At 73.3% G+C, this 23,933-nt stretch carries 20 protein-coding genes, 2 rRNA genes and 1 pseudogene; 19 read left to right on the top strand and 4 right to left on the bottom strand.

Annotated features, from left to right (window positions below; genetic code table 11):
- The 4 genes from E1285_RS15530 to E1285_RS15515 form a co-directional block, all read left to right on the top strand.
- A 23S ribosomal RNA gene (locus E1285_RS15530) occupies positions 1–96 on the top strand; the annotation flags it as partial.
- 159 nt (positions 97–255) lie between these two features.
- Positions 256–372 (top strand): 5S ribosomal RNA (gene rrf / locus E1285_RS15525).
- 892 nt (positions 373–1,264) lie between these two features.
- A complete protein-coding gene (locus E1285_RS47350) occupies positions 1,265–2,623 on the top strand; it encodes a hypothetical protein (protein WP_243722799.1) in 1,359 nt (452 codons plus the stop codon).
- Positions 2,624–2,726: 103 nt separating this feature from the next.
- Positions 2,727–3,893 (top strand): alkaline phosphatase PhoX, encoded by a 1,167-nt coding sequence (locus E1285_RS15515; protein ID WP_132152544.1) that lies wholly within the window; start codon positions 2,727–2,729, stop codon positions 3,891–3,893.
- A 19-nt stretch (positions 3,894–3,912) separates the two neighbouring features.
- On the opposite strand, the gene E1285_RS15510 is transcribed toward E1285_RS15515, so the two are convergent.
- Positions 3,913–4,851, bottom strand: coding sequence for an MBL fold metallo-hydrolase (locus E1285_RS15510; protein WP_132152542.1), 939 nt, complete (start codon positions 4,849–4,851; stop codon positions 3,913–3,915).
- 7 nt (positions 4,852–4,858) lie between these two features.
- A complete protein-coding gene (locus tag E1285_RS15505; protein WP_132152540.1) occupies positions 4,859–6,229 on the bottom strand; it encodes a DUF1015 domain-containing protein in 1,371 nt (456 codons plus the stop codon).
- A gap of 62 nt (positions 6,230–6,291) precedes the next feature.
- Between E1285_RS15505 and E1285_RS15500 the strand changes: the two genes are divergently transcribed.
- Positions 6,292–6,735, top strand: a complete 444-nt coding sequence (locus E1285_RS15500) for a tetratricopeptide repeat protein (protein WP_132152538.1) — start codon at positions 6,292–6,294, stop codon at positions 6,733–6,735.
- Positions 6,736–6,801: 66 nt separating this feature from the next.
- A complete protein-coding gene (locus E1285_RS15495) occupies positions 6,802–7,803 on the top strand; it encodes an HAD-IIA family hydrolase (RefSeq protein WP_132152552.1) in 1,002 nt (333 codons plus the stop codon).
- 10 nt (positions 7,804–7,813) lie between these two features.
- On the opposite strand, the gene E1285_RS15490 is transcribed toward E1285_RS15495, so the two are convergent.
- Positions 7,814–8,155: an SCP2 sterol-binding domain-containing protein gene (locus E1285_RS15490; protein WP_132152536.1), complete on the bottom strand. Its 342-nt coding sequence runs from the start codon at positions 8,153–8,155 to the stop codon at positions 7,814–7,816.
- Between the two features lie 114 nt (positions 8,156–8,269).
- Between E1285_RS15490 and E1285_RS15485 the strand changes: the two genes are divergently transcribed.
- The 11 genes and pseudogenes from E1285_RS15485 (at position 8,270) to E1285_RS15435 (ending at position 22,123) form a co-directional block, all read left to right on the top strand.
- Positions 8,270–8,650 carry a hypothetical protein gene (locus E1285_RS15485; RefSeq protein ID WP_132152534.1) on the top strand — a complete coding sequence of 127 codons (381 nt, stop codon included), beginning with the start codon at positions 8,270–8,272 and terminating at the stop codon, positions 8,648–8,650.
- Between the two features lie 25 nt (positions 8,651–8,675).
- A complete protein-coding gene (locus E1285_RS15480) occupies positions 8,676–9,476 on the top strand; it encodes a TlyA family RNA methyltransferase (RefSeq protein WP_132152532.1) in 801 nt (266 codons plus the stop codon).
- 113 nt (positions 9,477–9,589) lie between these two features.
- A pseudogene (locus tag E1285_RS15475) lies at positions 9,590–10,471 on the top strand (NAD kinase); the annotation flags it as partial.
- Positions 10,472–10,688: 217 nt separating this feature from the next.
- Positions 10,689–12,395, top strand: a complete 1,707-nt coding sequence (gene recN / locus E1285_RS15470) for a DNA repair protein RecN (protein WP_132152550.1) — start codon at positions 10,689–10,691, stop codon at positions 12,393–12,395.
- Positions 12,396–12,498: 103 nt separating this feature from the next.
- On the top strand, positions 12,499–13,743 hold the full coding sequence (gene steA, locus E1285_RS15465; RefSeq protein ID WP_132152528.1) for a putative cytokinetic ring protein SteA: 1,245 nt from the start codon (positions 12,499–12,501) through the stop codon (positions 13,741–13,743).
- Entirely contained in the window at positions 13,740–14,696 is a 957-nt protein-coding gene (locus E1285_RS15460) for a copper transporter (RefSeq protein WP_132152526.1), read from the top strand. The genes steA and E1285_RS15460 overlap by 4 nt, the downstream gene beginning before the upstream one ends.
- A gap of 4 nt (positions 14,697–14,700) precedes the next feature.
- Positions 14,701–15,702 carry a hypothetical protein gene (locus E1285_RS15455; protein ID WP_132152524.1) on the top strand — a complete coding sequence of 334 codons (1,002 nt, stop codon included), beginning with the start codon at positions 14,701–14,703 and terminating at the stop codon, positions 15,700–15,702.
- Positions 15,703–15,736: 34 nt separating this feature from the next.
- Positions 15,737–17,353, top strand: coding sequence for a lipid II flippase MurJ (locus tag E1285_RS15450; RefSeq protein WP_132152522.1), 1,617 nt, complete (start codon positions 15,737–15,739; stop codon positions 17,351–17,353).
- Positions 17,346–18,575 carry a glycosyltransferase family 4 protein gene (locus tag E1285_RS15445; RefSeq protein WP_207946606.1) on the top strand — a complete coding sequence of 410 codons (1,230 nt, stop codon included), beginning with the start codon at positions 17,346–17,348 and terminating at the stop codon, positions 18,573–18,575. The genes E1285_RS15450 and E1285_RS15445 overlap by 8 nt, the downstream gene beginning before the upstream one ends.
- Positions 18,576–18,825: 250 nt before the next feature.
- On the top strand, positions 18,826–19,851 hold the full coding sequence (locus E1285_RS15440; protein ID WP_132152520.1) for a TerC family protein: 1,026 nt from the start codon (positions 18,826–18,828) through the stop codon (positions 19,849–19,851).
- Positions 19,852–19,927: 76 nt separating this feature from the next.
- A complete protein-coding gene (locus tag E1285_RS15435) occupies positions 19,928–22,123 on the top strand; it encodes an acyl-CoA dehydrogenase (RefSeq protein WP_132152518.1) in 2,196 nt (731 codons plus the stop codon).
- A gap of 3 nt (positions 22,124–22,126) precedes the next feature.
- On the opposite strand, the gene E1285_RS15430 is transcribed toward E1285_RS15435, so the two are convergent.
- A complete protein-coding gene (locus E1285_RS15430; protein WP_132152516.1) occupies positions 22,127–22,468 on the bottom strand; it encodes a hypothetical protein in 342 nt (113 codons plus the stop codon).
- 146 nt (positions 22,469–22,614) lie between these two features.
- Here E1285_RS15430 and E1285_RS15425 point away from each other — a divergent pair, with 146 nt between their 5' ends.
- Positions 22,615–23,055: a hypothetical protein gene (locus E1285_RS15425; RefSeq protein WP_132152514.1), complete on the top strand. Its 441-nt coding sequence runs from the start codon at positions 22,615–22,617 to the stop codon at positions 23,053–23,055.
- On the top strand, positions 23,052–23,930 hold the full coding sequence (locus tag E1285_RS15420; RefSeq protein WP_132152512.1) for a MoxR family ATPase: 879 nt from the start codon (positions 23,052–23,054) through the stop codon (positions 23,928–23,930). The genes E1285_RS15425 and E1285_RS15420 overlap by 4 nt, the downstream gene beginning before the upstream one ends.
- Positions 23,931–23,933 lie beyond the last annotated feature (3 nt).

Genomic DNA, 23,933 nt, shown 5'->3' with positions numbered 1-23,933 from the left:
AAGGCCCCCAAGAGACGATTGGGTTGATAGGCCGGGGATGGAAGCGCGGTAACGTGTGGAGTCGACCGGTACTAATAGGCCGAGTGGCTTGAACACACACAACGTTCAATCCAAATCGCTGCATGAGTGTTCGCGTCCCTGTGTGGTTCCCAGAAAACAACTGGGCACCCGCACCTATAGAATTGCCGAGCTTTGGCTGCTCGGACGAGTCTTCCCGCACCCGCCGCTGGTTGGTGGGTGTCTGGGGGTTGGTCGTTCGGTGGTTTTGGCGAGGGGGAAACACCCGGTCCCATCCCGAACCCGGAAGTTAAGCCCTTCAGCGCCGATGGTACTGCACGGGAGACTGTGTGGGAGAGTAGGACACCGCCGGACTTGAATTGGTCGAGGGTCGCCCCGATTTGCGGGGCGGCCCTCGACGCATGTCGTGGTGCTGCAAAGTAGGCTGCGAGTGTCCACGGAACCACCTTCAAGAACAGTGACGGACGTGATGAGCGCGGAAGAGGACGGCCGTAGCGACGACAACCGCGGGCGGCGGGACGGTAACGGGGGGCGGAACACGCCTGCCCGTCGTGGCGGCGGCGCTCGTGGCGGTCCGGGTGGCCCCGGGGACCGTAAGCGGAGCGGCCCGCAAGGCGGAAGCGGTCGTCCCGGAGGCGGCGGTGGCCGTCCTGGAGGCGGAAGCGGTCGTCCTGGAGGCGGCGGCTGGAAGGACAAGGATCGGGATGCGCCCGGTAAGCGCGATGACCGGAAACCCGGGCGTCCCTTCAAACGCTCGGACGATCGGCGCACCGAATCCCGCGAGGGACGCTCGGACGACCGTCGGGAAGGTCGCTTCAGCGGTCCACGTGGTGAGCGGCGGGAAGGCGGATCCGGCGGGCCCCGCGGCGGTCAGGGCGGGGAGCGCCGCGAAGGGCGCAGTCCGGGACCTCGTGGCCCTCGTCCCGCCCAGGGCGGCGGACCGCGTCGTGAAGGACGGCCAGGCGGGCGCCCGGCCGGTAGCGGTCAGGGAGAACGGCGGTCTGACGGAGGTCAGCGCGATCGCCGGCCGTCGGAGCGCGACGCCCGTGGCGGGCGGGACGAGCGCCGTCCCGGCGGCCGCCGTTTCGAGGGCAAGCGCGAAGGACGTCCGGGAGACCGCGAAAGGCCCTTCAAGGGGCGCGGCGGGCCCAAGCGCCCACAGGACGCCGGCGGACGGCCCTCCGGACCGCGTCGCGACCGCCCTGACCGGCGGGCCCGGCCGGAGGAGCGCGAGCGTCCCGCCCCGGTGCACGACGACCCGATCCTGCCCGAAGACGTCACCGGCGAGGAACTGGACGCGGATGCCCGCGCCGAGCTGCGGACGCTGCCGAAGGAACTGGCCGCGAAGGTCGCCCGCCATCTCGTGATGGCCGGGCGGCTCGGCGAGGAGGAGCCCGAGCGGGCCTACAAGCATGCGCGCACCGCGCGGCGGCTCGCGTCGCGGGTGGGTGTCGTCCGTGAGGCGGCCGGGATCGCCGCCTACCACGCGGGCGAATGGGCCGAGGCGCTCGCCGAGCTGCGGGCCGCGCGGCGGCTCAGTGCCGGCGACGTCTCGTACCTGCCGGTGATGGCCGACTGCGAGCGCGGCCTCGGCCGCCCGGAACGCGCCCTGGACCTGATCAAGTCGGCTGAGGCCGCGCAGCTCGCCCCGATGGGACGCGTCGAGCTCCGCATCGTCGAGTCGGGCGTGCGCCGCGACCTGGGGCAGCAGGACGCGGCCGTGGTGACGCTGCAGATCCCCGAGCTTCGCGACAGGCGGCTCCGGCCGTGGTCCATGCGGCTGTTCTACGCCTACGCCGACGCACTGGTGGAGGCGGGCCGGGAGGACGAGGCGTCCGATTGGTTCGCGCGCGCCGCGGCGGCGGACCGGGACGGCGAGACCGACGCCGCCGAACGGTACGCCGAACTCGAGGGCCTGCACATCGTCGATACCGAAGAGGACGAGCTCAACGAGCATGCGCCCGAGGCGGAAGACCTCGAAAGCGCCGCCCTCCCCGAGGCCCTGACGGCCCCGGATCACGAGACCGCCCCGGGAGACGTAGCCGTCCGGACAGGCGAAGCCGTTCGGAAGGGCGAGGTCCCGGGCGACGAAGCCGCTCCAGGGCAGGAAGCCGCTCCAGGGCAGGAAGCCGCCCAGAGCGACGAAGCCGCTCCAGGGCAGGAAGCCGCCCAGAGCGACGAAGCCGCCTCAGGGCAGGGAGCCGCCCAGAGTGACGAGGCCGTCCCTGCGAAGGACGCTCTCCCCGAAACGGGACCCGTCCAGAGTCAGGAGTCCGCCTCGGACACTCGTGCCGTCTCGGACGGGGAAGGCGCCGAGGGCGACGAGGGCGGCCTGGGTGACAGGGCCGTCGCCGGGGAGGAAACTCTCCCGGAGGGAGAGGCCGTCCAGCCTGAGGAGACGGCCTCCGGGGGCAGTGCCGTCACGGAGCAGGAGAGTGCCGAGCCGGGTGAGGCCGGCTCGGAGGCGGGGTCGGCGACGGACATCGTGTTCATGGATGCCGGGTCCGAGGTCGCGGAGGCGGCAGAGGACGAGGCGCCGGAGGTTCCCGCGGTGTTTCTGGAGCCGAAGCCCGTCGACGGGGAGCGGCCGCCTCAGGCCGAATGACGCGGCCTACTTGACTGGCGGGTAGGTTTCGCTCGATATTCACGGGATCGCGCCGTTCGGGGGCGCCGGACATGTCCGGCGATGATCGACTCCTAGGAGTGTCATGCCCCTGAACCGTCGTATGTTCCTGCGTGCCACCGCCGTCGCCGGCGGCACCGCGGCCTTCTCAGGCGCCCTGTGGCAGCAGGCCTTCGCCGCGGGTCCCGCGCAGCCCGGCCCGAGCCCGTACGGCCCGCTGCAGGCCGCGGACGGCAACGGCCTGCAGTTGCCGGAGGGATTCACCAGCCGGATCGTGGCGCGTTCGCTCAGGCGCGTCGAAGGGACGAGGTACACCTGGCACCCGGCGCCCGACGGCGGTGCGTGCTTCCCCGACGGGGACGGCTGGATCTACGCCAGCAACTCGGAGGTCCCGATCGTGGGCGGTGTGTCCGCCCTGCGGTTCGACGCGTCCGGCAGGGTGACGTCCGCCTACCGGACCCTGAACGGCACCACGTTGAACTGTGCCGGTGGGGCGACGCCATGGAACACGTGGCTGTCGTGCGAGGAGCACGACCTGGGCCTCGTGTGGGAGACGGACCCGCGCGGTGAGGACTCGGCCGCGGCACGTCCGGCGATGGGCAGGTTCAAGCACGAGGCCGCGGCGTCCGACCCTGAGCGGAAGGTCATCTACCTCACCGAAGACCAGTCCGACGGCTGTTTCTACCGGTTCCGGCCGCGGACTTGGGGCGACCTGTCGTCCGGGACGCTCGAAGTGCTGGTCGGCTCCGGGACGGGTCCCGTCCAGTGGGCGAAGGTGCCCAATCCGGAGTTCTGGCTTACCGCGACCCGTGAGCAGGTGGCGGAGGCGATGCACTTCGACGGCGGCGAAGGCTGCCACTACACGCGTGGCATCTGCTACTTCACCACCAAGGGCGACGGCCGTGTTTGGGCGTACGACGCGGCGGCCGAGCGTCTGGACATCGTCTACGACGACGACCTCGTCACCGAGGGAGAGGCGCCCCTGCACGGCGTCGACAATCTGACCGCCACGTCGTCCGGGGACCTCTACGTCGCGGAGGACGGCGACAACATGGAGATCAACCTCATCACCCCGGACGGGATCGTCACGCCGTTCCTGCGCCTCCTCGGCCACGACGATTCGGAGATCACCGGCCCGGCCTTCACCCCGGACGGCTCACGCCTCTACTTCTCGTCCCAGCGCGGCAAGAGCGGATTCATCGCCGGGACGGACGGCCACACGTTCGAGGTGACCGGCCCCTTCCGCCGCTGAACCGGCCCGCGGGAGGCCGTCAGGTGTTCTTGTTCAGGGCGTGCATGATGCCGGCGACGTTGCTTTCCGCGCTGTTCAGCACCTCGTACTTGGCGGCGAGATCGGGGTCGGCGTCGTCGGCGGTGATGGCGTAGCGGTCCTTGGTGCGGTCGACGACCATCGCGACGGCGTGGTCGAGGTCGAGGCCCTGGTCGTTGGCGTCGCGGACGGCGTCCACCCAGATCCGCAGCTCCTCCGCCGACCGTTCGAGCGTGTCGCCGACCTCGGTCACGGGGCCGTAGTGCGCGAACAGCAGCCGTTGCGGTCCCAGCGACCGGAACTTGCCGATCGACGCCAGGGCGGTGTCGAGGTCGAAGTCCGGCGGTGGCGTCGCGGGCTTCACGTCCGCGGTCTCGGGGATGTAGATCCCGGCGGCGTCGCCGACGTAGAGGTCGCCGGTCTGGGAGTCCATCAGCCCGACGTGGTGTTTGGCGTGGCCGGGGGAGTAGTGCGACTCCAGCCGCCGCCCGCCGCCGAGGTCGACGACGCCGGTGTCCTCGACGGACCGGATGCGCGCCGCGTCCGTCGGCTTCAGCTCGCCGAAGAGCGTGTCGAGGGCGTCCCCGTACACCATGCGGGCGCTGCGCATGAGGCGGGACGGGTCCGCCAGGTGACGGGCGCCCTTCTCGTGGACGACGACCTCGGCGCGCGGGTACATCCGCGCGATGTCGCCGACACCGCCGGCATGGTCCAGGTGGATGTGGGTCACGACCACGCTCGCCAGGTCGGCCGGGCCGACGCCCATCTGCCGCAGTGCCGCCTGCACGACGGGCGCCGAGCCGGACGTGCCCGGCTCCACCAGGCATGGCCGGTCGGACATGATCAGGTAGCCGGCGGTGATTCCGGAGTATCCGGCCATCCGCGTGTCGATCTCGTAGACGTCCCCGCCGAGCGGCGTGATCGTGTTCGTGATGTCCATACTCCGATCATCGTTCCCGGCGGGCTTCGCGGGCCACCGGGCCGGCTTCGGGGCCGAGGAGGCGCAGGACGAGGCCCGTGCGTGGTTTCGGTCCGAAGGACGTGGATTTGCGAGGGACGCGCTCGCCCTCTCCCGCGACGGCCAGGACGTCGTCGACGTCGAGGGGGTTCAGGATGACGGCGGTACCGCCGGTGCGCCGGGCCCGCGCTATGGCGGCGGACGGGTCGTCGTGCACCACCTCGATCGCGTCCTCGGTCTCGGGGACGTCCCACACGTCCCCGATGAGGAGGTGGTCGAGGACGGCGGTGTCGAGCCGTTGCCAGCGTGCCGAGTGCTCCGACGGCATGGAGCGGCTCAGCGCGTCTGGATCGGGGTTCGTGAGGAGGTGCAGGACGTCGTCTCCACCCAGGAGGAACGCGGGCCGAGGTGCGTCGGCGAGCGCTTCGAGCGCGTCAGCCTCGTCCAGGAAGTCGGTGACACGGAAGACCTTGCGTGCCTGTTCGATCGCGTCGCTTGGACGGAGGTCCGGCAGAACCCGGTGGATCGCGCCCAGGTGCGGCGGATACCGCGTGGAATCGACCAGCAGCGCCAGACCGGAGTCCCAGGGCCCGGAGCCGTCGCCGGCGGCGTGGCGACGCGCCTGAAGGGCGCGATAGGTGGCGTAGCGGTGGTGGCCGTCGGCGATGAGGGCCCGCTTGTCGTGAAGGTCGGCGGCCACGCGCGCATGCGCGGACGGGTCGGTGATGCGCCACAGCCGGTGTGTGAGCCCGTCGTCGGCGCGGAATTCCGTCAGGGGCTCTTCGGCGGCCGCGCCGTCGACGACCCGGGCCGCGTCGCCGCCGCCCCCGTACAGCAGGAAGATCGGTTCCAGGTTGGCGTCGGCGGCCGTCATCAGCGCGAGCCGGTCGCGGACCGGTCCGGGGAAGACGTTCTCGTGCGGCAGCACGACCCCCTCGGACTCCGCGCGCAGCCCCACGGCGCCGATCAGGCCGCGTTGCAGGACCGTGCCGTCCCGGGCCGCCTCGTAGACGTACAGGGCCGGGTCGGGGTCGGTCGCGAGGGCGCCCTCGTCCAGCCAGCGGCGCAGCCGCTCGCCCGCCGTGCCGTAGCTCTCCCCGGCGGCGCGCGGCAGGTTGAGCCGGACGATGTTGTGCCCGCCGCCCGCCAGCAGCCGCATGGCCGCCGCGTCGTCGATCAGGTCGTACGGGGGCATGGTCACCGACGCCAGGTCGCCCGCGACCCCGGGGACGAAGCGGACGCCGCGGAACGGCGCCAGTTCCAGGCCGCGGCCGGTCCGCGGCTCCGCCGTCCCGAAGATCCGGGCGCTGAACTCTTCCGGCGGGAGGCCGGAGGGGAGGTCGTCGTCCACTCTGGGCATGCTAATCACCATCGGGCGAGCCGCGGCGCGGCGGGTACGGTCGATTTCCGAGGGAGGTCCACATGAGTCGACAAGGACCTGGGAGGCCGGAGGATTCCCCGGGGGACGACCCGGGGGAGCATGGAGCCTCGCCGGAGGGCGGGGTCTACGAGTGGTACACGCGCGGCCTGGAGCTGCTCAGGGCGGGCAGTGCCGGCGCCGCGCTGCAGTTGCTGGCCAGGGCCGCCGAAGCCGAGCCGTGGTCGCACAGCATCCGCGAGGCGCTCGCCCGCGCCCAGTTCGGGACGCGGCAGTTCGGCGCGGCGGCCGAGAGCTTCGAGTCGATCGTCGAGGAGGAGCCCGCCGAGGACTACGCGCGGTTCGGTCTCGGGCTGTCCCTCAGCCGCCTGGGCGACTTCGAGGGGGCGGCCCGGCACCTGGCGCTGGCCGCGGCGATGCGCCCGGAGAACGAGGACTACGCGAAGGCGCTGCGCCATGCCAGGGCCACGCTCGCGTTCCGCCGGTGACGCGGGCGGAACCACCGCTTACCCGTCGGTAACAACTCCCCTACGATCACGGTCATGAGGAACACGATGAAGGGCAGCGACCGCCCCCTGAGCGAGGCCTACGACGTCGCCCTGCTCGATCTCGACGGCGTCGTCTACATCGGCCGCAGACCCGTCCCCGCGGCCGCGGAGTCGCTCGCCAAGGCCCGCGCGGCGGGGCAGCGGCTGGCGTTCGTGACCAACAACGCCTCGCGGACGCCGTCGGCCGTCGCGGCGCTGCTCACGGACGTGGGCGTCCCCGCGGACGCGGAGGACGTGGTCACCTCGGCCCAGGCCGCCGCCCGCCTGCTCGCCGAGCGGCTGCCCGCGGGTTCGGAGGTCCTCGTCGTGGGCGGGATGGGCCTGCGCCACGCCATGTACGCGCACGGGCTGCGCCCGGTGTCGACCGCGGCCGGGCGTCCCGCCGCCGTCGCGCAGGGCTACTTCCCCGAGATCGGCTACGGGCTGCTGTCCGAGGGCGCGCAGGCCGTCAGCATGGGCGCGCTGTTCGTCGGGTCGAACGGCGACCTCACGATCCCCGGCGGCGACGGCCCTCCGCACCCCGGGAACGGCTCCCTGCTCCGCGTGATCAGCTCCGCCACCGGCGTCGAGCCGATCGTCACCGGCAAGCCGGAACGGCCGCTGCACCAGGAGTCGGTCCTGCGCACCGGCGCGAGGCGCCCGCTCGTGGTCGGCGACCGCCTGGACACCGACATCGAGGGCGCCCACAACGGGGGCGCCGACAGCCTCCTCGTCTTCACCGGCGTCACCGGCCCCATGCAGGCCCTCACGGCCCCGCCGAACCGGCGCCCCACCTACCTGGCCGGCGACCTGACCGGCCTCCTCGCCGCGCACCCGGAGATCCTCCGCGAGGACGGCGGCCACCGTTGCCGCGGCTGGACGGCCCGCCGCGACGGTGACGCCTTCACGGTCACCGGCTCCGGCGACCCCTACGACGGCCTGCGGGCCCTCGCGTCCGCCGCCTGGGAGAGCGACACACCGGCGGCCGCCGAGTCCCTCACAGGCGCCCTGAAGAGCCTCGCGCTCTGACCCGGAGGAGTCAGAGGAGCTTGCGCAGGCGGAGCAGGTCGAAGATGCTCGCCTCGATCCTGAGGCGGCCCGCCGCCCACGCCTTGGCCGGGCTCAGCTCGTCGTCGGCCAGCGCGATGAGATCGTCGCTGTCCATGGTGAGCCGTACCTGCGCCGCCGCGTGATCGCCGTCGGGCTCGAACGGGTCGAGACCGCCCTGGTGGAGGCGCGTGCGGTAGGCCAGCCCGAGATCCGGGATGCGGCAGCTGATCGTCCGCTCGACCACGTGCTCGGCGAACCGGTCGGCGTCCACCTCCTTCAGGCGCGCCGCGACACGGCCGAGCGCCGCCCGGCAGTCCTCCTCGTTCGCCATGCTCAGGCCGTTCCCCGTTCCTGCGACAACGATGTCGTTCAGGGACGGTAGCGTTCTGGATGAGCAGGAAGCGACTCGTCGCGGGTGCTCAGGGCCGACTGGGAGGTAAACGTGATGTCCGACGAGCCCGCGCAGGTGCCGGAGTCCCCGGCGGAGTCCCCGGCGGAGCCGGTGGAGTTCCCGGTGGAACTCCCCGCCGCGAAGCTGGACCCGGCCCCGGACGAGCCGGAGTTCCCCGCGGTGACGCCGCCCGACCCGACCGGCGACCAGCGCGTGGACGCCGCCGTGGCCCGCCTGGGTGAGCTGGGCGCGCGGCCCGTCCCCGAGCACGTGGAGATCTACGAGGACGTCCACCAGCGGCTCCAGGAGCTGCTCGCGTCGGCCGACTCCACCGACCAGGACGAGCCGCCAGGGCAACCCGAGCAACCCGAGCAAGGTGGGCGACCCGCGCAGCCCCGGCCCGTGTTCCCCGACGCGCTCCGCCCCCGCCCGTGAGCGACCGCCGAGCGGAGACGAGGCGATGAGCAGGCGGCGGCTGGACGCGGAGCTGGTCCGGCGCGGCCTGGCACGGTCGCGCGAACACGCCGGGCAGCTCATCGGCGACGGGCGGGTACGGGTCGGCGGGCAGCCGGCGGCGAAGGCCGCGACGCAGGTCGAGACCGGCGCCGCGATCCTGGTCGCCGAGGACGGCGGCGGCCCCGAGTACGTCTCGCGCGGCGGCCACAAGCTCGCCGGCGCCCTGGACGCGTTCGGCGGCCTGGAGGTGAAGGGCCGCGTGTGCCTGGACGCGGGCGCCTCGACCGGCGGTTTCACCGACGTCCTCCTGCGCGCGGGCGCGGGGCGCGTGTACGCGGTGGACGTCGGGTACGGCCAGATCGCATGGTCGCTGCGGACGGACGAACGGGTCACCGTCATGGAACGGGTGAACATCCGCGAGCTGGAACCGGGGATGCTCGGCGGCCCGCCGCCGGACCTGGTCGTCGGCGACCTGTCGTTCATCTCGCTGAGGCTCGTCCTCGGCCCTGTGCACGCGTGCGCGGCGCCCGGCGCCGACTACGCGATGATGGTGAAGCCCCAGTTCGAGGTCGGCAAGAACCGGGTCGGCGCGGGAGGCGTGGTGCGCGACCCGGGGCTGCGCGCGGACGCGGTCCGCGGCGTGGCGGCCCATGCGGCGACGCTGGGCCTCGGCGTCCTCGGGGTGACGGCGAGCCCGCTGCCGGGCCCGTCGGGGAACGTGGAGTACTTCCTGTGGCTGCGCGCCGGTGCCCCGCCGCTCGACGAGGCGGACCTGGCCGTGGCCATCGCGGAGGGACCGCAATGATCGGCGACGCTCTGCGGGACCGTACAGAAGGCGTCCGATCCGGGAACGTCCCCGACGGGGACGTTCGTCCAGACGTCTGTACGCCGTAGCGCGTCGGGGAGTGGGGCGAGAGCATGAGCAAGAGGTCGGTGCTGGTCGTGGTGCACACCGGGCGGCCCGAGGCGGTCCGCAGCGCCCAGCTGGTCATCGAGCAGCTCAGCGAGGCCGGGATCTGCGTGCGGGTCCTGGACTCCGAGGCCGCGCAGATCGGCAGCGGGGGCGTGGACGTCATGCCCAGCTCCGCGGCGGCGGCCGACGCCGCGGAGGTCGTCATGGTCCTCGGCGGCGACGGGACGCTGCTGCGCGCCGCCGACCTGACCCGCACGTCCGGTACGCCGCTGCTCGGCGTCAACCTCGGCCATGTCGGGTTCCTCGCCGAGGCGGAGCGGGACGACCTCGCCGCCACCGCCGACCGCGTCGTGGCCCGGCAGTACGACGTCGAGGAGCGCATGACGATCGACGTCACCGCCCGCCGCAACGGCACGGTGATGGGCACGACGTGGGCGCTGAACGAGGCGAGCATCGAGAAGGGCGAGCGGGAGCGGATGCTGGAGGTCGTCGCCGAGATCGACGGCCGGCCGCTGTCGAACTGGGGCTGCGACGGCGTGGTGTGCGCCACACCGACCGGGTCGACGGCGTACGCGTTCTCGGCCGGCGGCCCGGTGGTGTGGCCGGAGGTCGAGGCGATGCTGGTCGTGCCGATCAGCGCGCACTCGCTGTTCGCGCGCCCGCTGGTGGTGTCGCCGCGCTCCTCGGTCGCGGTGGAGGTGCTGCCGGGCACCCCCCGCGCCGTCCTGTGGTGCGACGGGCGCCGCACCCTGGACCTGCCGCCCGGCGCGCGGGTGGAGGTCCGGCGCGGGGCCGAGCCGGTACGGCTCGCGCGGTTGCATTCCACCCCGTTCACCGACCGGCTGGTCACGAAGTTCGGGCTTCCCGTGACGGGCTGGCGGGGCCGCGTCCGCCAGCCCGCGCACCCGTCCCCGCCGCTGGCGGATTCGCAGGTCGGGGACGCCCCGGCGGCGGGCGGCATCGTCGGTCGTCCCGGTCCGGGCGTCCCGTCCGGCGGGGGGCCCGCGTCGCCGGACGGGGGAGCGTCCGGCGAGGAGAGGGGATAATCTCCACAGGCGCTGATCCGGGATCTTTTTGCGGAGGGTTGTGACGCTGGTGCGCCCGATGGTCGATGAGGTGCGAATACAGGGCCTCGGAGTGATCGACGAGGCCGTGCTCGATCTGTCCCAGGGCTTCAACGTCGTCACCGGCGAGACCGGGGCGGGCAAGACGATGGTGGTCACCAGCCTCGGGCTGCTGTTCGGCGGGCGCGCGGACCCGCAGCGGGTCCGGCCGGGCGCCGACCGCGCCACCGTGGAGGGACGGATCGTCGTCGATCCGGGCGGCCGCGTGGTGGAGCGCGTCGAGGAGTCCGGCGGCGAACTGGACGACGGCGCGCTGATCGTCACCAGGTCGGTGTCCGCGGAGGGCCGCTCCCGGGCGTTCCTCGGCGGGCGCTCCGTCCCCGTGAACGTGCTGATCAACCTCGCGGACGAGCTGGTCGCCGTGCACGGGCAGTCCGACCAGCAGCGGCTGCTGCAGTCGTCGCGGCAGCGCGGCGCGCTCGACCGGTACGCGGGCGGCGCGCTGACCAAGCCGATGCGCGCCTACACCAAGGCGTACCAGCGGCACCGTCAGGTCACCGCGCTGCTGGACGAGCTGACCACGCGGGCGCGCGAGCGGTCCCAGGAGGCGGACGCGCTCCGCTTCGGCCTGGAGGAGATCGAGAAGGTCGACCCCAAGGACGGCGAGGACGTCGACCTCGCCGCCGAGGAGGAGCGGCTCGGGCACGCCGACGCGCTGCGCGGCGCCGCCGACACCGCGCACGAGGCGCTGCTCGGCGACGCGGCCGCCGCGTTCGAGGCCGCGAACGTGACGAGCCTGCTCGGCCAGGCCCGCAACGCGCTGGACGCCGTCCGCGAGCACGATCCGGAGCTCGCGGCCCTCGCCGACCGGCTCGCCGAGGCCGGCTACCTGGTCTCCGACGTCGGGACCGACCTGGCGTCCTACGCCGAGTCCGTGGACGCCGACCCGGCGCGGCTCGCGGCCGTCCAGGAACGTCGGGCCGACCTGACCGGGCTGACCCGCAAGTACGGCGGCGCGGAGGGGACGGTCACCGAGGTCCTGGAGTGGGCGCGGCGGTCCGCGGCGCGGCTCACCGAGCTGGAGGGCGACGACGACCGCATCGAGGGGCTGCGGGCCGAGCACGCCGAGCTGACCGAGCGGCTCGCCGCCGAGGCGGGGGAGCTGACCGAGGTCCGCACCCGCGCCGCCGAGCGGTTCTCCGGCGCGGTCACCGAGGAGCTGACCGCGCTGGCGATGCCGCACGCCCGCGTCGTGGTGTCGGTCACCGCGACCGGCGACTACGGCCCGCACGGCCTCGACGAGGTCGAGGTGCGGCTCGCGCCGCATCCCGGCGCCAAGCCGCTGCCGCTGCACAAGGGCGCCTCGGGCGGTGAGCTGTCCCGGGTGATGCTGGCGATCGAGGTCGTGTTCGCCGGTGCCGACCCGGTGCCGACGTTCGTGTTCGACGAGGTCGACGCGGGCGTCGGCGGCAAGGCCGCGGTGGAGATCGGGCGCCGGCTGGCGCGGCTGGCCCGCAACGCCCAGGTGATCGTCGTCACACACCTGCCGCAGGTCGCCGCTTTCGCCGACCAGCACCTGGTGGTGGAGAAGTCCGACGACGGCACCGTAACCAGCAGCGGCGTCACCGCGCTGGACCAGGAGGGACGGGTGCGGGAGCTGTCGCGGATGCTCGCCGGTCTGGAGGATTCCGAGCTCGGCCGCGCCCACGCCGAGGAGCTCCTCGCCATGGCCGCGGAGGAGCGGTAGCCGAGACCCGCCCCGCAAAAACTACAGACTGTGCACGAACGGACACGCCTGGACACTCGTCGTTTCCGGCGTCCGCACCGCCGCTCTGGCAGGATGGCAGTTGATGAACGATTCGTCACCGACCACCGAGCGGCGCATCCGGCTGGCGCAGAAGCTGCCGCTGCGCGCGCTCGCGCTCGGCCGCGGCCGGGGCCGCGAGGACGGCCGGCCGGGGGTCAGCGCCACGGTCCGGCTCGACCGCCGCACCAAGGACCTGACCAAGCGCCTCCAGCCGGGCGAGGTCGCGGTGATCGACCATGTCGACCTCGACCGGGTCAGCGCGGAGGCGCTGGTGGCGTGCGAGGTCGGCGCCGTGGTCAACGTCGCCCCGAGCATCTCGGGCCGGTACCCGAACCTCGGCCCGCAGATCCTGCTGGACGCCGGCATCCCGCTGGTGGACGACATCGGTCCGGAGATCTTCGCCAAGCTGCAGGAGGGCGAGCAGGTCCGCGTCGAGGGTCCGGCCGTGCACCGCGGCGAGGACGTCGTCGCCAAGGGCACCGAGCAGACGGCCGATTCGGTGGAGACGGCGCTGACCGAGGCGAAGGCGGGCCTCGCGAGCCAGCTGGAGGCGTTCGTCGCCAACACGATGGAGTACGTCAAGCGCGAGCGCGACCTGCTCATCGACGGGGTCGGCGTCCCCGACGTCACCACGAAGCTCGCCGGGCGGCACGCGCTGATCGTGGTCCGCGGCTACCACTACCGCGAGGACATCGCGACGCTGCGGCCCTACATCCGCGAGTACCGTCCCGTGCTGATCGGGGTGGACGGCGGCGCCGACGCGCTGCTGGAGGCCGGCTACCGCCCCGACATGATCGTCGGGGACATGGACTCGGTGTCCGACGACGCGCTGACCTGCGGCGCGGAGATCGTCGTGCACGCCTACCGGGACGGCCGGGCGCCCGGCCTGAAGAGGGTGCACGAGCTCGGCCAGGAGGCGGTGACGTTCCCCGCCACCGCCACCAGCGAGGACATCGCGATGCTGCTCGCCGACGACAAGGGCGCGACCCTCATCGTCGCCGTCGGCACGCACGCCAACATGGTGGAGTTCCTCGACAAGGGCCGCGCCGGCATGGCCAGCACGTTCCTCACCCGGCTGCGGGTCGGCAGCAAGCTCGTGGACGCCAAGGGCGTCAGCAGGCTCTACCGCAGCCGGATCTCGACCTGGTCGCTGCTGTTCCTCGTCCTCGGCGCGTTCATCGCCATCGTCACCGCCGTCGCCATGTCCCCGGCGGGGGACGTCATCAGTCCCCTGCTGGCCGACCGCTGGCACGCCTTCGTCTTCTGGCTGACCGGACTCTTCACGTGATCGATTTCCGTTACCACCTCGTCTCCATCGTCGCGATCTTCCTGGCGCTGGCGCTCGGCATCGTGCTGGGCTCCACGACGCTGTCGAACTCGGTGAGCGACACCCTGCGGCAGCAGGCCAACCAGGCGGCCAAGACCGCCCAGCAGGCCCGCGACCAGCAGCGGCAGCTCCAGCACCGGGTGAACGGGCAGGAGCAGTTCGCGAACGTGCTGTCACCGCAGATCGTCCAGAACCGGCTCAAGGGCCAGTCCGTGGTGATGGTCGAGACGCCCGGCGCGGGCGAGGACAGCATCGAGCAGCTCAGCGAGCTGGCCAAGAACGCGGGCGCCGCCGTCACCGGCCGCGTCACGATCCAGAAGAAGCTCCTGGACGACGACCAGCAGACCACCGTCGACGAGCTGGCCACGCAGCTGAAGGCCGACGACGTCGAGTTCCCCGACAACGCGAGCGCCTACGCCAAGGCCGGCGCGGTGCTGGCGGGCGCGCTGGTCACCAAGGACGCCGCCAAGTCCGGCCGTGAGGACGCCGCCGGCGGCGCGGTCCTGAACGGCTTCAAGGAGGCCGGATACATCACCTCCAGCGGCAAGCCCGGTCAGCACGCGACGCTCGCCGTGCTGGTCTCGCCCGCCACCCCGTACGCGCACGAGGGCGGCGGCGGCGACAACGACGCCCTGATCTCGCTGGCCTCCGCACTCGACGCCGCCGGGCGCGGTACGGTCGTCGGTGGCCCCTCGACCTCCGCGCAGGAGGGCGGGCTGATCGCGGCGCTTCGTGACTCCGATGCCGAGGAGTCGGTCTCCACCGTCGACGTGGTGGACACACCCTCCGGGCAGGTCGTGACGATCCTGGCGCTGCAGAACGAGATGAGCGGCAAGACCGGGCAGTACGGGACGGGCGCCGGTGCGGGCGGCTACCTGCCCTCGCCCGCGCCGACGGCGGGGAAGAACGGGTGACCTGATGAAGCGACGCATCGCCTCCGGCTCGGCGGCATGGCTCAGGGCGGCGGCCGGCGCGGGGCTGGGCGCCGCGGCCGCGCGCGCCGCCTACGCCGCGCTGACGCGCAATCCCCCCGGGGTGAACGGCCTGCCGGGCGAGGAGGTGTGGGGCCGCACCAACCATCGCGGCGAGCCGGTCACGCTGCTGGAGGGGCCCGCGGTCGTCGCGGGCGCCGCCGCGGGCGGGCTGCTGGCGCCGGGCGTACAGGGCCGGATGCGCGCCGCCGCGCTGCTGGCGGGCGCCGGGTCCGGGCTGCTCGGCGGCTACGACGATCTGGCGGGCTCGGCCTCGTCCCGCGGGTTCAAGGGCCATCTGACCGCGCTGGCCCGCGGGGAGGTCACCAGCGGCGCGGTGAAGATCCTCGGCATCGGCGCGACCGGCCTGGCCGCCGCCGCCGTCGCCGGGTCGCCCGCCCCGTCCAGGACGGGACGCGCGTTCGACGCCCTCGTCAACGGCGCGATCATCGCCGGGTCCGCGAACCTGATGAACCTGTTCGACCTGCGTCCGGGGCGCGCCGTCAAGGTCGGCCTGCTCACCGGCACGCCGCTGGCGCTGGCGGGGCCGTCGTCCGCCGTCGTGGCCGCCCCGCTCGGCGCCGCCGCCGCGCTGCTGCCCGAGGACCTCGCCGAGCGCGCGATGCTCGGCGACACCGGCTCCAACGCGCTCGGCGCGCTGCTCGGCCTGGCCGCCACCCGGCTCGGCCGCGGGCCGCGGCTGGCCGTGCTGGCGGGGCTCGCCGGGCTGAACGCCGCCAGCGAGTTCGTCAGCTTCACCAAGGTCATCGCGGGCAACCCGGCGCTGAACCGGATCGACATGCTCGGCCGCCGGCCCGCCGCCGCGCGGGTATCCGCGCCCGCGTCCCCCCAAGGGGCGGACAAGCCGGACATGGAGGACGCGTTCCGCCCGTCCGTCCCACCGCCGCCCGGACCCGCGGGCAACGGCGTCAACGCCGGGCCCGCCTAGGCGCACCGGACCTCCCCCCGCAGACTCCACGAGCGTGGCACCGTCAACTCTCCGCCGCCTGACCGGCGGCCTCGCCGGCGCAGCCGTCGTCATCGCCGTCATCACGGTCCTGGCGCGGCTGGCCGGATTCGGGCGCACCTACGCGTTCTCGCAGACCGTCACCACGTCGTGCCTCAGCCAGGCGTACTTCACCTCCACGCAGTTCCCCTTCATCGTCTACGAGATCGTCGCGGGCGGCGCGCTGACGGCGATGGTCGTGCCGGTGCTGGCCGGCGCCGCCGAGCGCGGCGACCGGGAGGAGGTCCGCCGGATCGGGTCGGCGCTGCTGACCTGGATCGTCGTGCTGATGGTGCCGCTGTCGGCGCTGATGGCGCTCGGCGCCCGCCCGATCATGGAACTGCTGGTGGGCGGCGACCTGGCGGGCTGCGCGCGCGACGACATCGTGGACGTCGGCTCCTCGATGCTCATGATCATGTCGGTGCAGATGGTGATGTACGGGGTGGCGGTCGTCCTGTACGGGGTGCTGCAGTCGCACCGCAGGTTCGTGGCGCCCGCTCTGGCGCCGCTGATGTCGAGCCTCGTGCTGATCGGCGCCTACGTCGCGTACGCGCCGCTCGGCCGCGGCCATGAGAACGACCTGGCCCACCTGCCCCTGGACGCGGAGCTGACGCTGTCGGTGGGGACCGCGCTCGGCGGCGTCGCGATGGCGGCGACCGCCGGGGTCGCGGCGTGGCGGCTGCGGCTGCGGATGCGCCCGACGCTGCGCTTTCCGGACGGGGTGGCGCGGCGCGTGCGGCGGCTCGCGGCGGCCGGGCTCGCCACGGTCGTCGCGCAGCAGCTGTCGGCGCTGCTGGTCGTGCGGCTCAGCTACGAGGGCACGGGCGGCGCGCTCGCCAACTACCAGTACGCGTGGGCGATCTACCTGCTGCCGTGGGCGATCCTGGCCGTGCCGATCGCCACCAGCGCGTTCCCGGCGCTGTCGGCGCGGATGAGCGCGGGGGAGCACGAACGGTTCGACCGGGTCACCGCGTCCACCACCCGCGCGGTCGTCCTGGTGTCGTGCGCGGGCGCCGCCGTGCTGGCCGCGGTCGCCATGCCGATCGCGGCGGTGTTCAACCCCGGGCTTCCCGGCCAGCAGGAGGTGCTGTCGCGCGCGGTGCTCGCCTTCGCCCCCGGCCTGGTCGGGTACGGGCTCGTCGCGCACCTCTCACGCGTCCTGTTCGCGTGCCACAAGGGGCGGATGGGCGCCGCGGCGGTCGTGGCGGGCTGGCTGGTCGTGATGGCCGCCGACGTCGCGCTCGTGCTGACGGTCGACCGGGAGTGGGTGGTCGCGGCGCTCGGCGCCGGCAACGCGACCGGGATGACCGTGGCCGGTGTGCTGCTGCTGGTCATGCTCGTCCGCGCCAGGGGCGCCGCGTCCATGGCCGGGATACCGCGGGCCCTGGCCGCCGGGCTGGCCGGCGGCGCCGCGGGCGGCGCCGCCGGATACGCGACGGCCGCGCTGCTCGGGACGGGCGGCGAGCTGCGCAGCGCCGGCACCGGGGCGCTGGCGGCGCTGGCCGCCGGCGCGGTGTTCCTCCTCATCGCATTCGTGATCGACGGCCGGGATCTGCGGGCCGTCCTCAGCCGGAAGGTCACCTCCGATGACTGACAAGAAGGATCTGGACGGGCTGCGCGTCGCGCTGGTCCTCGGCACCAGCGCCGGCGGCGTCGGGCGGCACGTCCGCTCCGTGGCCGCCGGCCTGGCCGGCCGCGGCGCCCGCGTCGTGGTGTGCGGGCCGGCGCCGACCGAGGAGCTGTTCGGGTTCGCCGGCGACGGCGTCCGGTTCGCCGAGGTCGACCTCGCCGACCGGCCCCGCCCGGTGAACGACGCCAAGGCCGTCGCGCGGCTCCGCACGCTGCTGCGCGACGCCGGCGTCGTGCACGCCCACGGGCTGCGCGCCGGCGCCCTCGCCGTGGCCGCGTGCGCGCGGGTCGCGCCGGGGCCGCTGCGGTTCGGGCGGGGCCCGGCGCCGCTGGTCGTCACCCTGCACAACGCCGTCATCGCCGGAGGGCGGACGGCCGCGGTCTACGGGACGCTGGAACGCGTCGTGGCGCGCGGCGCGTCCAGCGTCCTCGGCGTCTCACCCGACCTGGAGGAGCGGATGCGCTCCCTGGGCGCCCGGTCGGTCGGGCACGCGATCGTCCCGGCGCCCGCGCCGCAGGCCCCGCCGGGCCCGGCGGTCCGCGCCGACCTGCGCGCCGAGCTGGGCGTGGGGGAGCGGCCGGTGGTCATCACGGTGGGCCGGCTCGCCGACCAGAAGGGCCTGCCGACGCTGTTGGACGCCGCGCGGGACTGGGCCGGGCGCACCCCGCCGCCGCTCGTCGCGATCGTCGGGGACGGCCCGCTGGAGGACGAGCTGCGCGCCCGGATCGACGCCGAGGAACTGCCGGTCCGGCTGCTCGGGCGGCGCTCCGACGTCCCCGGGCTGCTGGCCGCGTCCGACGTGGCGGTCGTGCCCAGCGTGTGGGAGGGGCAGCCGCTGAGCGTCCAGGAGATCCTGCGGGCGGGGCTGCCGCTCGTCGCCACCCGCGTCGGCGGGATCCCCGGCATGGTCGGCGCGGGCGGGCGGACGCCGGACGGCGGCTCCGCCGGCGCCGGGGACGGCGGCGGTCCGCTGCTGCACGGCCCCGAGAGCGAGGCGGCGCTGCTGGTTCCCCCGGGCGACGCCGGAGCGCTGGAACGCGCGGTGAGCCGCGTCCTGGACGACCCCGCGCTCGCCGCGCGGCTGGGGTCGGCGGCCGCGCAGCGGTCGGCCATGCTGCCGGACGAGAGCGACGCCGTCGACCAGCTCGCCGAGCTGTACCGGGAGCTGATGGGCCCCCGCCGCTGACCCGGAGGGCGGGTGACGTGACTTAGACGCCGTCCCCTCGCGGTCCGGTTCGGAAATGCGCCGAAAAAGTTCGGACGCGAGGGAACCGCCCTGGTGGGGCTCGCGTTGAAGGAGGAGTGGAGGGGAGTATCCCCGCGCACGGTTCCCGTCAATACGGTCGGTCCAATGCTGGCCCGGGGCCGCGGTCCTGGTTCGTCGTCCAGGGCGGGAGAGACCTCCAGCGCTCTTTCGTGTCCGCTGGAGGTACACGTTGTCCGTCTCCCCCTTGGTGTGGGCCCTGACCATCGCAGGGATCCTCGCCATCATCGCCACCGACCTCTTCCTGATCCACAGGAACGACACGCGGGAGTTCACCACCCGGCGGGCCGCGTTCTGGTCGACGATCTACATCGGTCTCGCCGTGGCCTTCGGCATCGGCGTCTGGGTCTTCTCCGGCGCCCGGTACGCCGGTGAGTACTTCGGCGGCTTCGTCACCGAGAAGAGCCTCAGCGTCGACAACCTCTTCGTGTTCATGGTGATCCTGACCCGGTTCGCCGTGCCGAAGGTCGCCCAGCACACGGTGCTGATGGCGGGCATCGTCATCGCGCTGGTGCTGCGCGGCATCTTCATCGCGGTCGGCGCCGCGGCGATCTCGACGTTCACGTGGGTCTTCTTCATCTTCGGCGTGTTCCTCCTCTGGACGGCGTACGGGATGGTCCGCAGCGGCGACGACGACGAGGTCAACGAGAACGCCCTCCTGCGGTGGTCCAAGCGTGTGATCCCGACGGCCGAGGAGTACGACGGCAGCAGGTTCATGACGCGGCAGAACGGCGTCCGCATGCTCACCCCGCTGGCCATCGTCATGATCGCCATCGGGTCCACCGACGTGCTGTTCGCGGTGGACTCCATCCCGGCGATCTTCGGGCTGACGACCGAGCCGTACCTGGTCTTCACCGCCAACGCGTTCGCGCTGATGGGGCTCGTCCAGCTGTACTTCCTGCTCGGCGGCCTCACCGACCGGCTCGTCTACCTCTCGCACGGGCTGGCGTTCATCCTCGGCTTCATCGGGGTCAAGCTGATCCTCCACGCGCTGCACGAGTACGGTGCGGCGTGGGCGCCCGAGGTGCCGATCTGGCTGTCCCTGTCGGTGATCGCCGGAACCCTCGTCGCGACCACGGTCGCCAGCCTGGCCGTCGGCCGCAAGCCCGATGACCAGGGATCGGGCGAGCCGCTCAAGGAAGTCGCCGAGGACGGGCCGGTCGGCGAGGCGGACGCCGCGGCGACACGCGAAGGCTGAGTGCCGGGCCACTGCACCACAGCACCGAATCCTGTTCTAGAATCGCTGTCAAAAGCGGCTGAGAGAGGGTTCACGCATGGCCATCGGGCTGACCGAGGAGCACGAGGCGCTCGCCGATTCGGTGCGCGGCTTCGCCGAGCGCAACATTCCGGTGACGGCCCTCCGGGCCGCGCTGGAGGCGGACGAGGAGACCAGGCCCGGGTTCTGGCCGGCCCTGGCCGAGCAGGGCCTGCTCGGCCTGCACCTGGACGAGGAGCACGGCGGCCAGGGCTACGGCCTCCTGGAGCTGGCGGTCGTGCTGGAGGAACTGGGCCGCGCCGCCGCGCCCGGCCCGTTCCTGCCGACCGTGTTCGCGAGCGCCGTCGTCGACGCGTCCAGCAACGCCAAGGTGCGGGCGGAGCTGCTGCCCGGCCTGGCCGACGGGTCCCGGACGGGCGCCGTCGCGCTGGACGGGGAGCTGACCGGCCGCCGCGACGGCGACTCCCTCGTCGTCTCCGGGAAGTCCGCGACGGTCCTCGGCGCCACGCTCGCCGACGTGATCGTCCTGCCGGTCGCCGACGGCTCCGGCGAGCAGTGGGTCGCGGTCGACGCCGCCGACGTCACGATCACCCCGGTCGAGAGCCTGGACAAGGTCCGCCGCGTCGCCTCCGTGGAGGTGACCGGCCTCGCCGTCGCCGCCGACCGCGTCCTGGACGGCCTCACCGCCGGGCGCGTCAAGGACCTCGCCGCGGCGCTCTTCGGCGCCGAGGCGGCCGGCCTCGCCGGCTGGCTGGTGACGACCGCCGCCGAGTACGCCAAGGTCCGCGAGCAGTTCGGCCGCCCGATCGGGCAGTTCCAGGGCGTCAAGCACAAGGCCGCGGGCAGCCTCATCGCGCTGGAGCAGGCCCGCGCCGCCGCCTGGGACGCCTCCCGCGCCCTGGACGAGGGCACGGAGGAGGCAGGGTTCGCCGCCGCGGTCTCGGCCGTCATCGCGCTGGACGCGGGCGTGCAGACCGCCCGCGACGCCATCCAGATCCTCGGCGGCATCGGCTTCACCTGGGAGCACGACGCCCACGTCTACCTGCGCCGCGCCCTGACGCTGCGGTCGCTGCTCGGCCCGGCCAAGGAGTGGGCGGCCAAGGTCGCCGCGCTCGCGCTGGACGGCCGCCGCCGCGAGGTCGTGCTGGAACTGGACGAGGCCGCCCAGCCGCTCCGCGAGCGGATCCGCGCCGAGGTCGCCGAGCTGGCCGCCGTCGAGGACAAGGACGAGCTGCTCGCGAGGCTGGGCGACGAGGGCTGGAGCGTCCCGCACTTCCCGAAGCCGTGGGGCCGCGAGGCCGGGCCGGTCGAGCAGGTCCTCATCCAGCAGGAGCTGAAGGCCGCCAAGGTCAAGACGCCGACCCTGGGCATCGGCGCCTGGCTGGTGCCGTCCCTCGTCCGGTACGCCACCGACGAGCAGAAGGAGAAGTTCCTCCGGCCGACGCTGCGCGGGCAGATCGTGTGGTGCCAGCTGTTCTCCGAGCCGGGCGCCGGCTCCGACCTGGCGTCGCTGTCGATGAAGGCCGAGCGGGTCGAGGGCGGCTGGAAGCTCACCGGCCAGAAGATCTGGACGTCGCTCGCGCACTACGCCCAGTGGGGCTTCTGCATCGCCCGCACCGACCCCGACGCGGCCAAGCACGACGGGATCACCTACTTCCTGGTGGACATGAAGTCCGAGGGCGTGGACGTGCGGCCCCTCAAGGAGCTGACCGGCGAGGCCATCTTCAACGAGGTGTTCCTGGACGGCGTGTTCGTCCCCGACGACCGTGTGGTCGGCGAGGTGGACAAGGGCTGGCAGGTCACGCGCAACACGCTGTCCAACGAGCGGGTGTCGCTGTCGACCGGCGGCGGCCTCGGCATGGGCGTCCCCGAGCTGCTGAAGTTCTTCAAGGGACGGGACCTGGACGCGATCGCGGCCGCCGAGGTCGGCGAGCTCGTCGCGCGGGGCCAGTCGATCGACCTGCTCGGCCTGCGCACCACCCTCAAGCAGCTGAACGGCGTGGAGCCGGGCGCGGAGGCCAGCGTCCGCAAGCTCCTCGGCGTCCAGTTCAACCAGAACGTCGCCGACTACTGCTGGGCGGCGCAGGGCACCGTGGCGGTCACCGAGGTGCCCATGGCCGAGAGCGGCATCGTCGCGCGCGCCATGCTGTTCAGCCGGGCGATGACGATCTACGGCGGCACCACCGAGGTGCAGCTCAACATCATCGGCGAGCGCCTGCTCGGCCTTCCCCGCGACCCCGAACCCGGTAAGTGAGGGCTAGCGAGGACGGAAGGTGTAGGTGACGTTGATGAGCACGATCCCGGCCATGACGACGACCAGCCCCGGGAGGCCGGCGTTGACGACCCCGATCGCGCTCAGCGGGATCGCGGCCAGCAGCGACAGCACCGCCATGGCCAGGCCGTGATAGCGGTCGCCGCGCCCCGGCTCCCGGGCCCGGACGGCCCGGGGCCGGGGCGCGGCGCCGGAGCGCGCTTCGAGGGTCTCCTGGATGCGGTCGACGACCGTCTCGATGAAGGCGTCGTCGTACTCGGGCCCCAGCTCGTGCCGGGCCGCCATCGCCGCCGTGAGGTCGTCGCGGGGAAGTCGTGGGGTCGTCATGGTTCGGTTATAGGCAACGGCGCCCGCCGTCCGCCTCACCCGGCGGGACGAACCGCCGCGTACCCCGCAGGTCTCGGCCGGGACGGGGACGGGGACGGAGGCGCCGGTAAACTGCCGCTCCACCCCAGATCGTCCCGGAGGTCTACGTGAGAGCCAGCGCCCTCGTAGTCAGCGCGGCCGCCGCCGCGCTCGCCCTCACCGGCTGCGGCGGTGGTGAGGGCGACCAGGCGGGCGCGGGCGCCTCGTCGGCTCCGCCCACCACGCTCGCGCCGCTCCCGGTGGTGAAGCCCTCCGACATGAAGCCGCTCGTCGGGCGGTGGGTCGGCGCCGCCGGAGACCACTTCCAGTTCGCGGCGGACGGCAGGGGCGTGTGGATGAGGCAGAAGCAGAAACTCTGGAGCGGGACGGTCGTCCCCGAGGGCGGGGGCAAGTACCGCTTCTCCTGGAAGGGCGGCGACCCGCAGACCGCGTCCTACTGGGGCGTCGCCCTCAACGAGGGCGGGAAATCGCTCGTGTTCGCGGGGACCAACCAGACCTACGAGAAGGCCGCCGCGACCAAGCGCGGCGCACAGAGGGGCAGTGGATGACCGAGACCCTGGACGGGGCCTTCACGTCGCCCGCCGACGTGGACGGCAGGCTGGCGGAGGTCCGCTACCTCGCCGACGAGTCGATCGCCACGACCGTCTACCTCGCGCAGACGCTCGGCAAGCCGCTGCTCGTCGAGGGCCCCGCCGGGGTCGGGAAGACCGAGCTGGCCAAGGCCGTCGCCGCGGCGACCGGCGCCGAGCTCATCCGGCTCCAGTGCTACGAGGGACTGGACGAGGCCCGTGCCCTGTACGAGTTCAACTACAAGAAGCAGCTCCTCGCCATCCAGGCGGCGTCCTCCGACCGGGCCTGGCAGGAGACCCACGACGACATCTTCTCCGAGGAGTTCCTCCTGGAGCGGCCGCTGCTGGCGGCCATCCGGCGCACCGGACCGACCGTCCTGCTGATCGACGAGGCGGACAAGGCCGACGTCGAGGTGGAGGGCATGCTGCTGGAGGTCCTGTCGGACTTCCAGATCACGATCCCCGAGCTGGGCACCGTCGGCGCCGTCCGCCGCCCGTTCGTGCTGATCACCTCCAACGCGGCGCGGGAGCTGTCGGAGGCGCTCAAGCGCCGCTGCCTCTACCTGCACCTCAACTACCCGGCGCCCGAACGGGAACGTGACATCGTCCTCGCGCAGGTGCCCGGGATCGAGGCGGAGCTGGCCGAGCAGCTCGTCCGCACCGTCGGCACGCTGCGCGACCTGGAGATCAAGAAGGCCCCGTCGATCGCCGAGACCGTCGACTGGGCGCGCACCCTGCTCGCCCTCGGCCTGGACGATCTGGACGAGGCCGCCGTCGCGCGCACCCTCGGCGTCGTCCTCAAGCACGTCACCGACCAGGAACGCGCCGCCAAGGAACTCGGCCTGCGGCCCTGACCC

Source organism: Actinomadura sp. 7K507 (assembly GCF_004348425.1).
Taxonomy (GTDB): Bacteria; Actinomycetota; Actinomycetes; order Streptosporangiales; family Streptosporangiaceae; genus Spirillospora.
Note: the sequence above shows the minus strand (reverse complement) of the source record. Positions and strands in the feature narration are given on the sequence as shown.

Coding starts and splice junctions, on each gene's coding strand:
- E1285_RS15515 (WP_132152544.1), top strand. CDS start 2,727: ATGCCCCTGAACCGTCGTATGTTCCTGCGTGCCACCGCCGTCGCCGGC.
- E1285_RS15510 (WP_132152542.1), bottom strand. CDS start 4,851: ATGGACATCACGAACACGATCACGCCGCTCGGCGGGGACGTCTACGAG.
- E1285_RS15505 (WP_132152540.1), bottom strand. CDS start 6,229: ATGCCCAGAGTGGACGACGACCTCCCCTCCGGCCTCCCGCCGGAAGAG.
- E1285_RS15500 (WP_132152538.1), top strand. CDS start 6,292: ATGAGTCGACAAGGACCTGGGAGGCCGGAGGATTCCCCGGGGGACGAC.
- E1285_RS15495 (WP_132152552.1), top strand. CDS start 6,802: ATGAAGGGCAGCGACCGCCCCCTGAGCGAGGCCTACGACGTCGCCCTG.
- E1285_RS15490 (WP_132152536.1), bottom strand. CDS start 8,155: ATGGCGAACGAGGAGGACTGCCGGGCGGCGCTCGGCCGTGTCGCGGCG.
- E1285_RS15485 (WP_132152534.1), top strand. CDS start 8,270: ATGTCCGACGAGCCCGCGCAGGTGCCGGAGTCCCCGGCGGAGTCCCCG.
- E1285_RS15480 (WP_132152532.1), top strand. CDS start 8,676: ATGAGCAGGCGGCGGCTGGACGCGGAGCTGGTCCGGCGCGGCCTGGCA.
- recN (WP_132152550.1), top strand. CDS start 10,689: ATGGTCGATGAGGTGCGAATACAGGGCCTCGGAGTGATCGACGAGGCC.
- steA (WP_132152528.1), top strand. CDS start 12,499: ATGAACGATTCGTCACCGACCACCGAGCGGCGCATCCGGCTGGCGCAG.
- E1285_RS15455 (WP_132152524.1), top strand. CDS start 14,701: ATGAAGCGACGCATCGCCTCCGGCTCGGCGGCATGGCTCAGGGCGGCG.
- E1285_RS15445 (WP_207946606.1), top strand. CDS start 17,346: ATGACTGACAAGAAGGATCTGGACGGGCTGCGCGTCGCGCTGGTCCTC.
- E1285_RS15435 (WP_132152518.1), top strand. CDS start 19,928: ATGGCCATCGGGCTGACCGAGGAGCACGAGGCGCTCGCCGATTCGGTG.
- E1285_RS15430 (WP_132152516.1), bottom strand. CDS start 22,468: ATGACGACCCCACGACTTCCCCGCGACGACCTCACGGCGGCGATGGCG.
- E1285_RS15420 (WP_132152512.1), top strand. CDS start 23,052: ATGACCGAGACCCTGGACGGGGCCTTCACGTCGCCCGCCGACGTGGAC.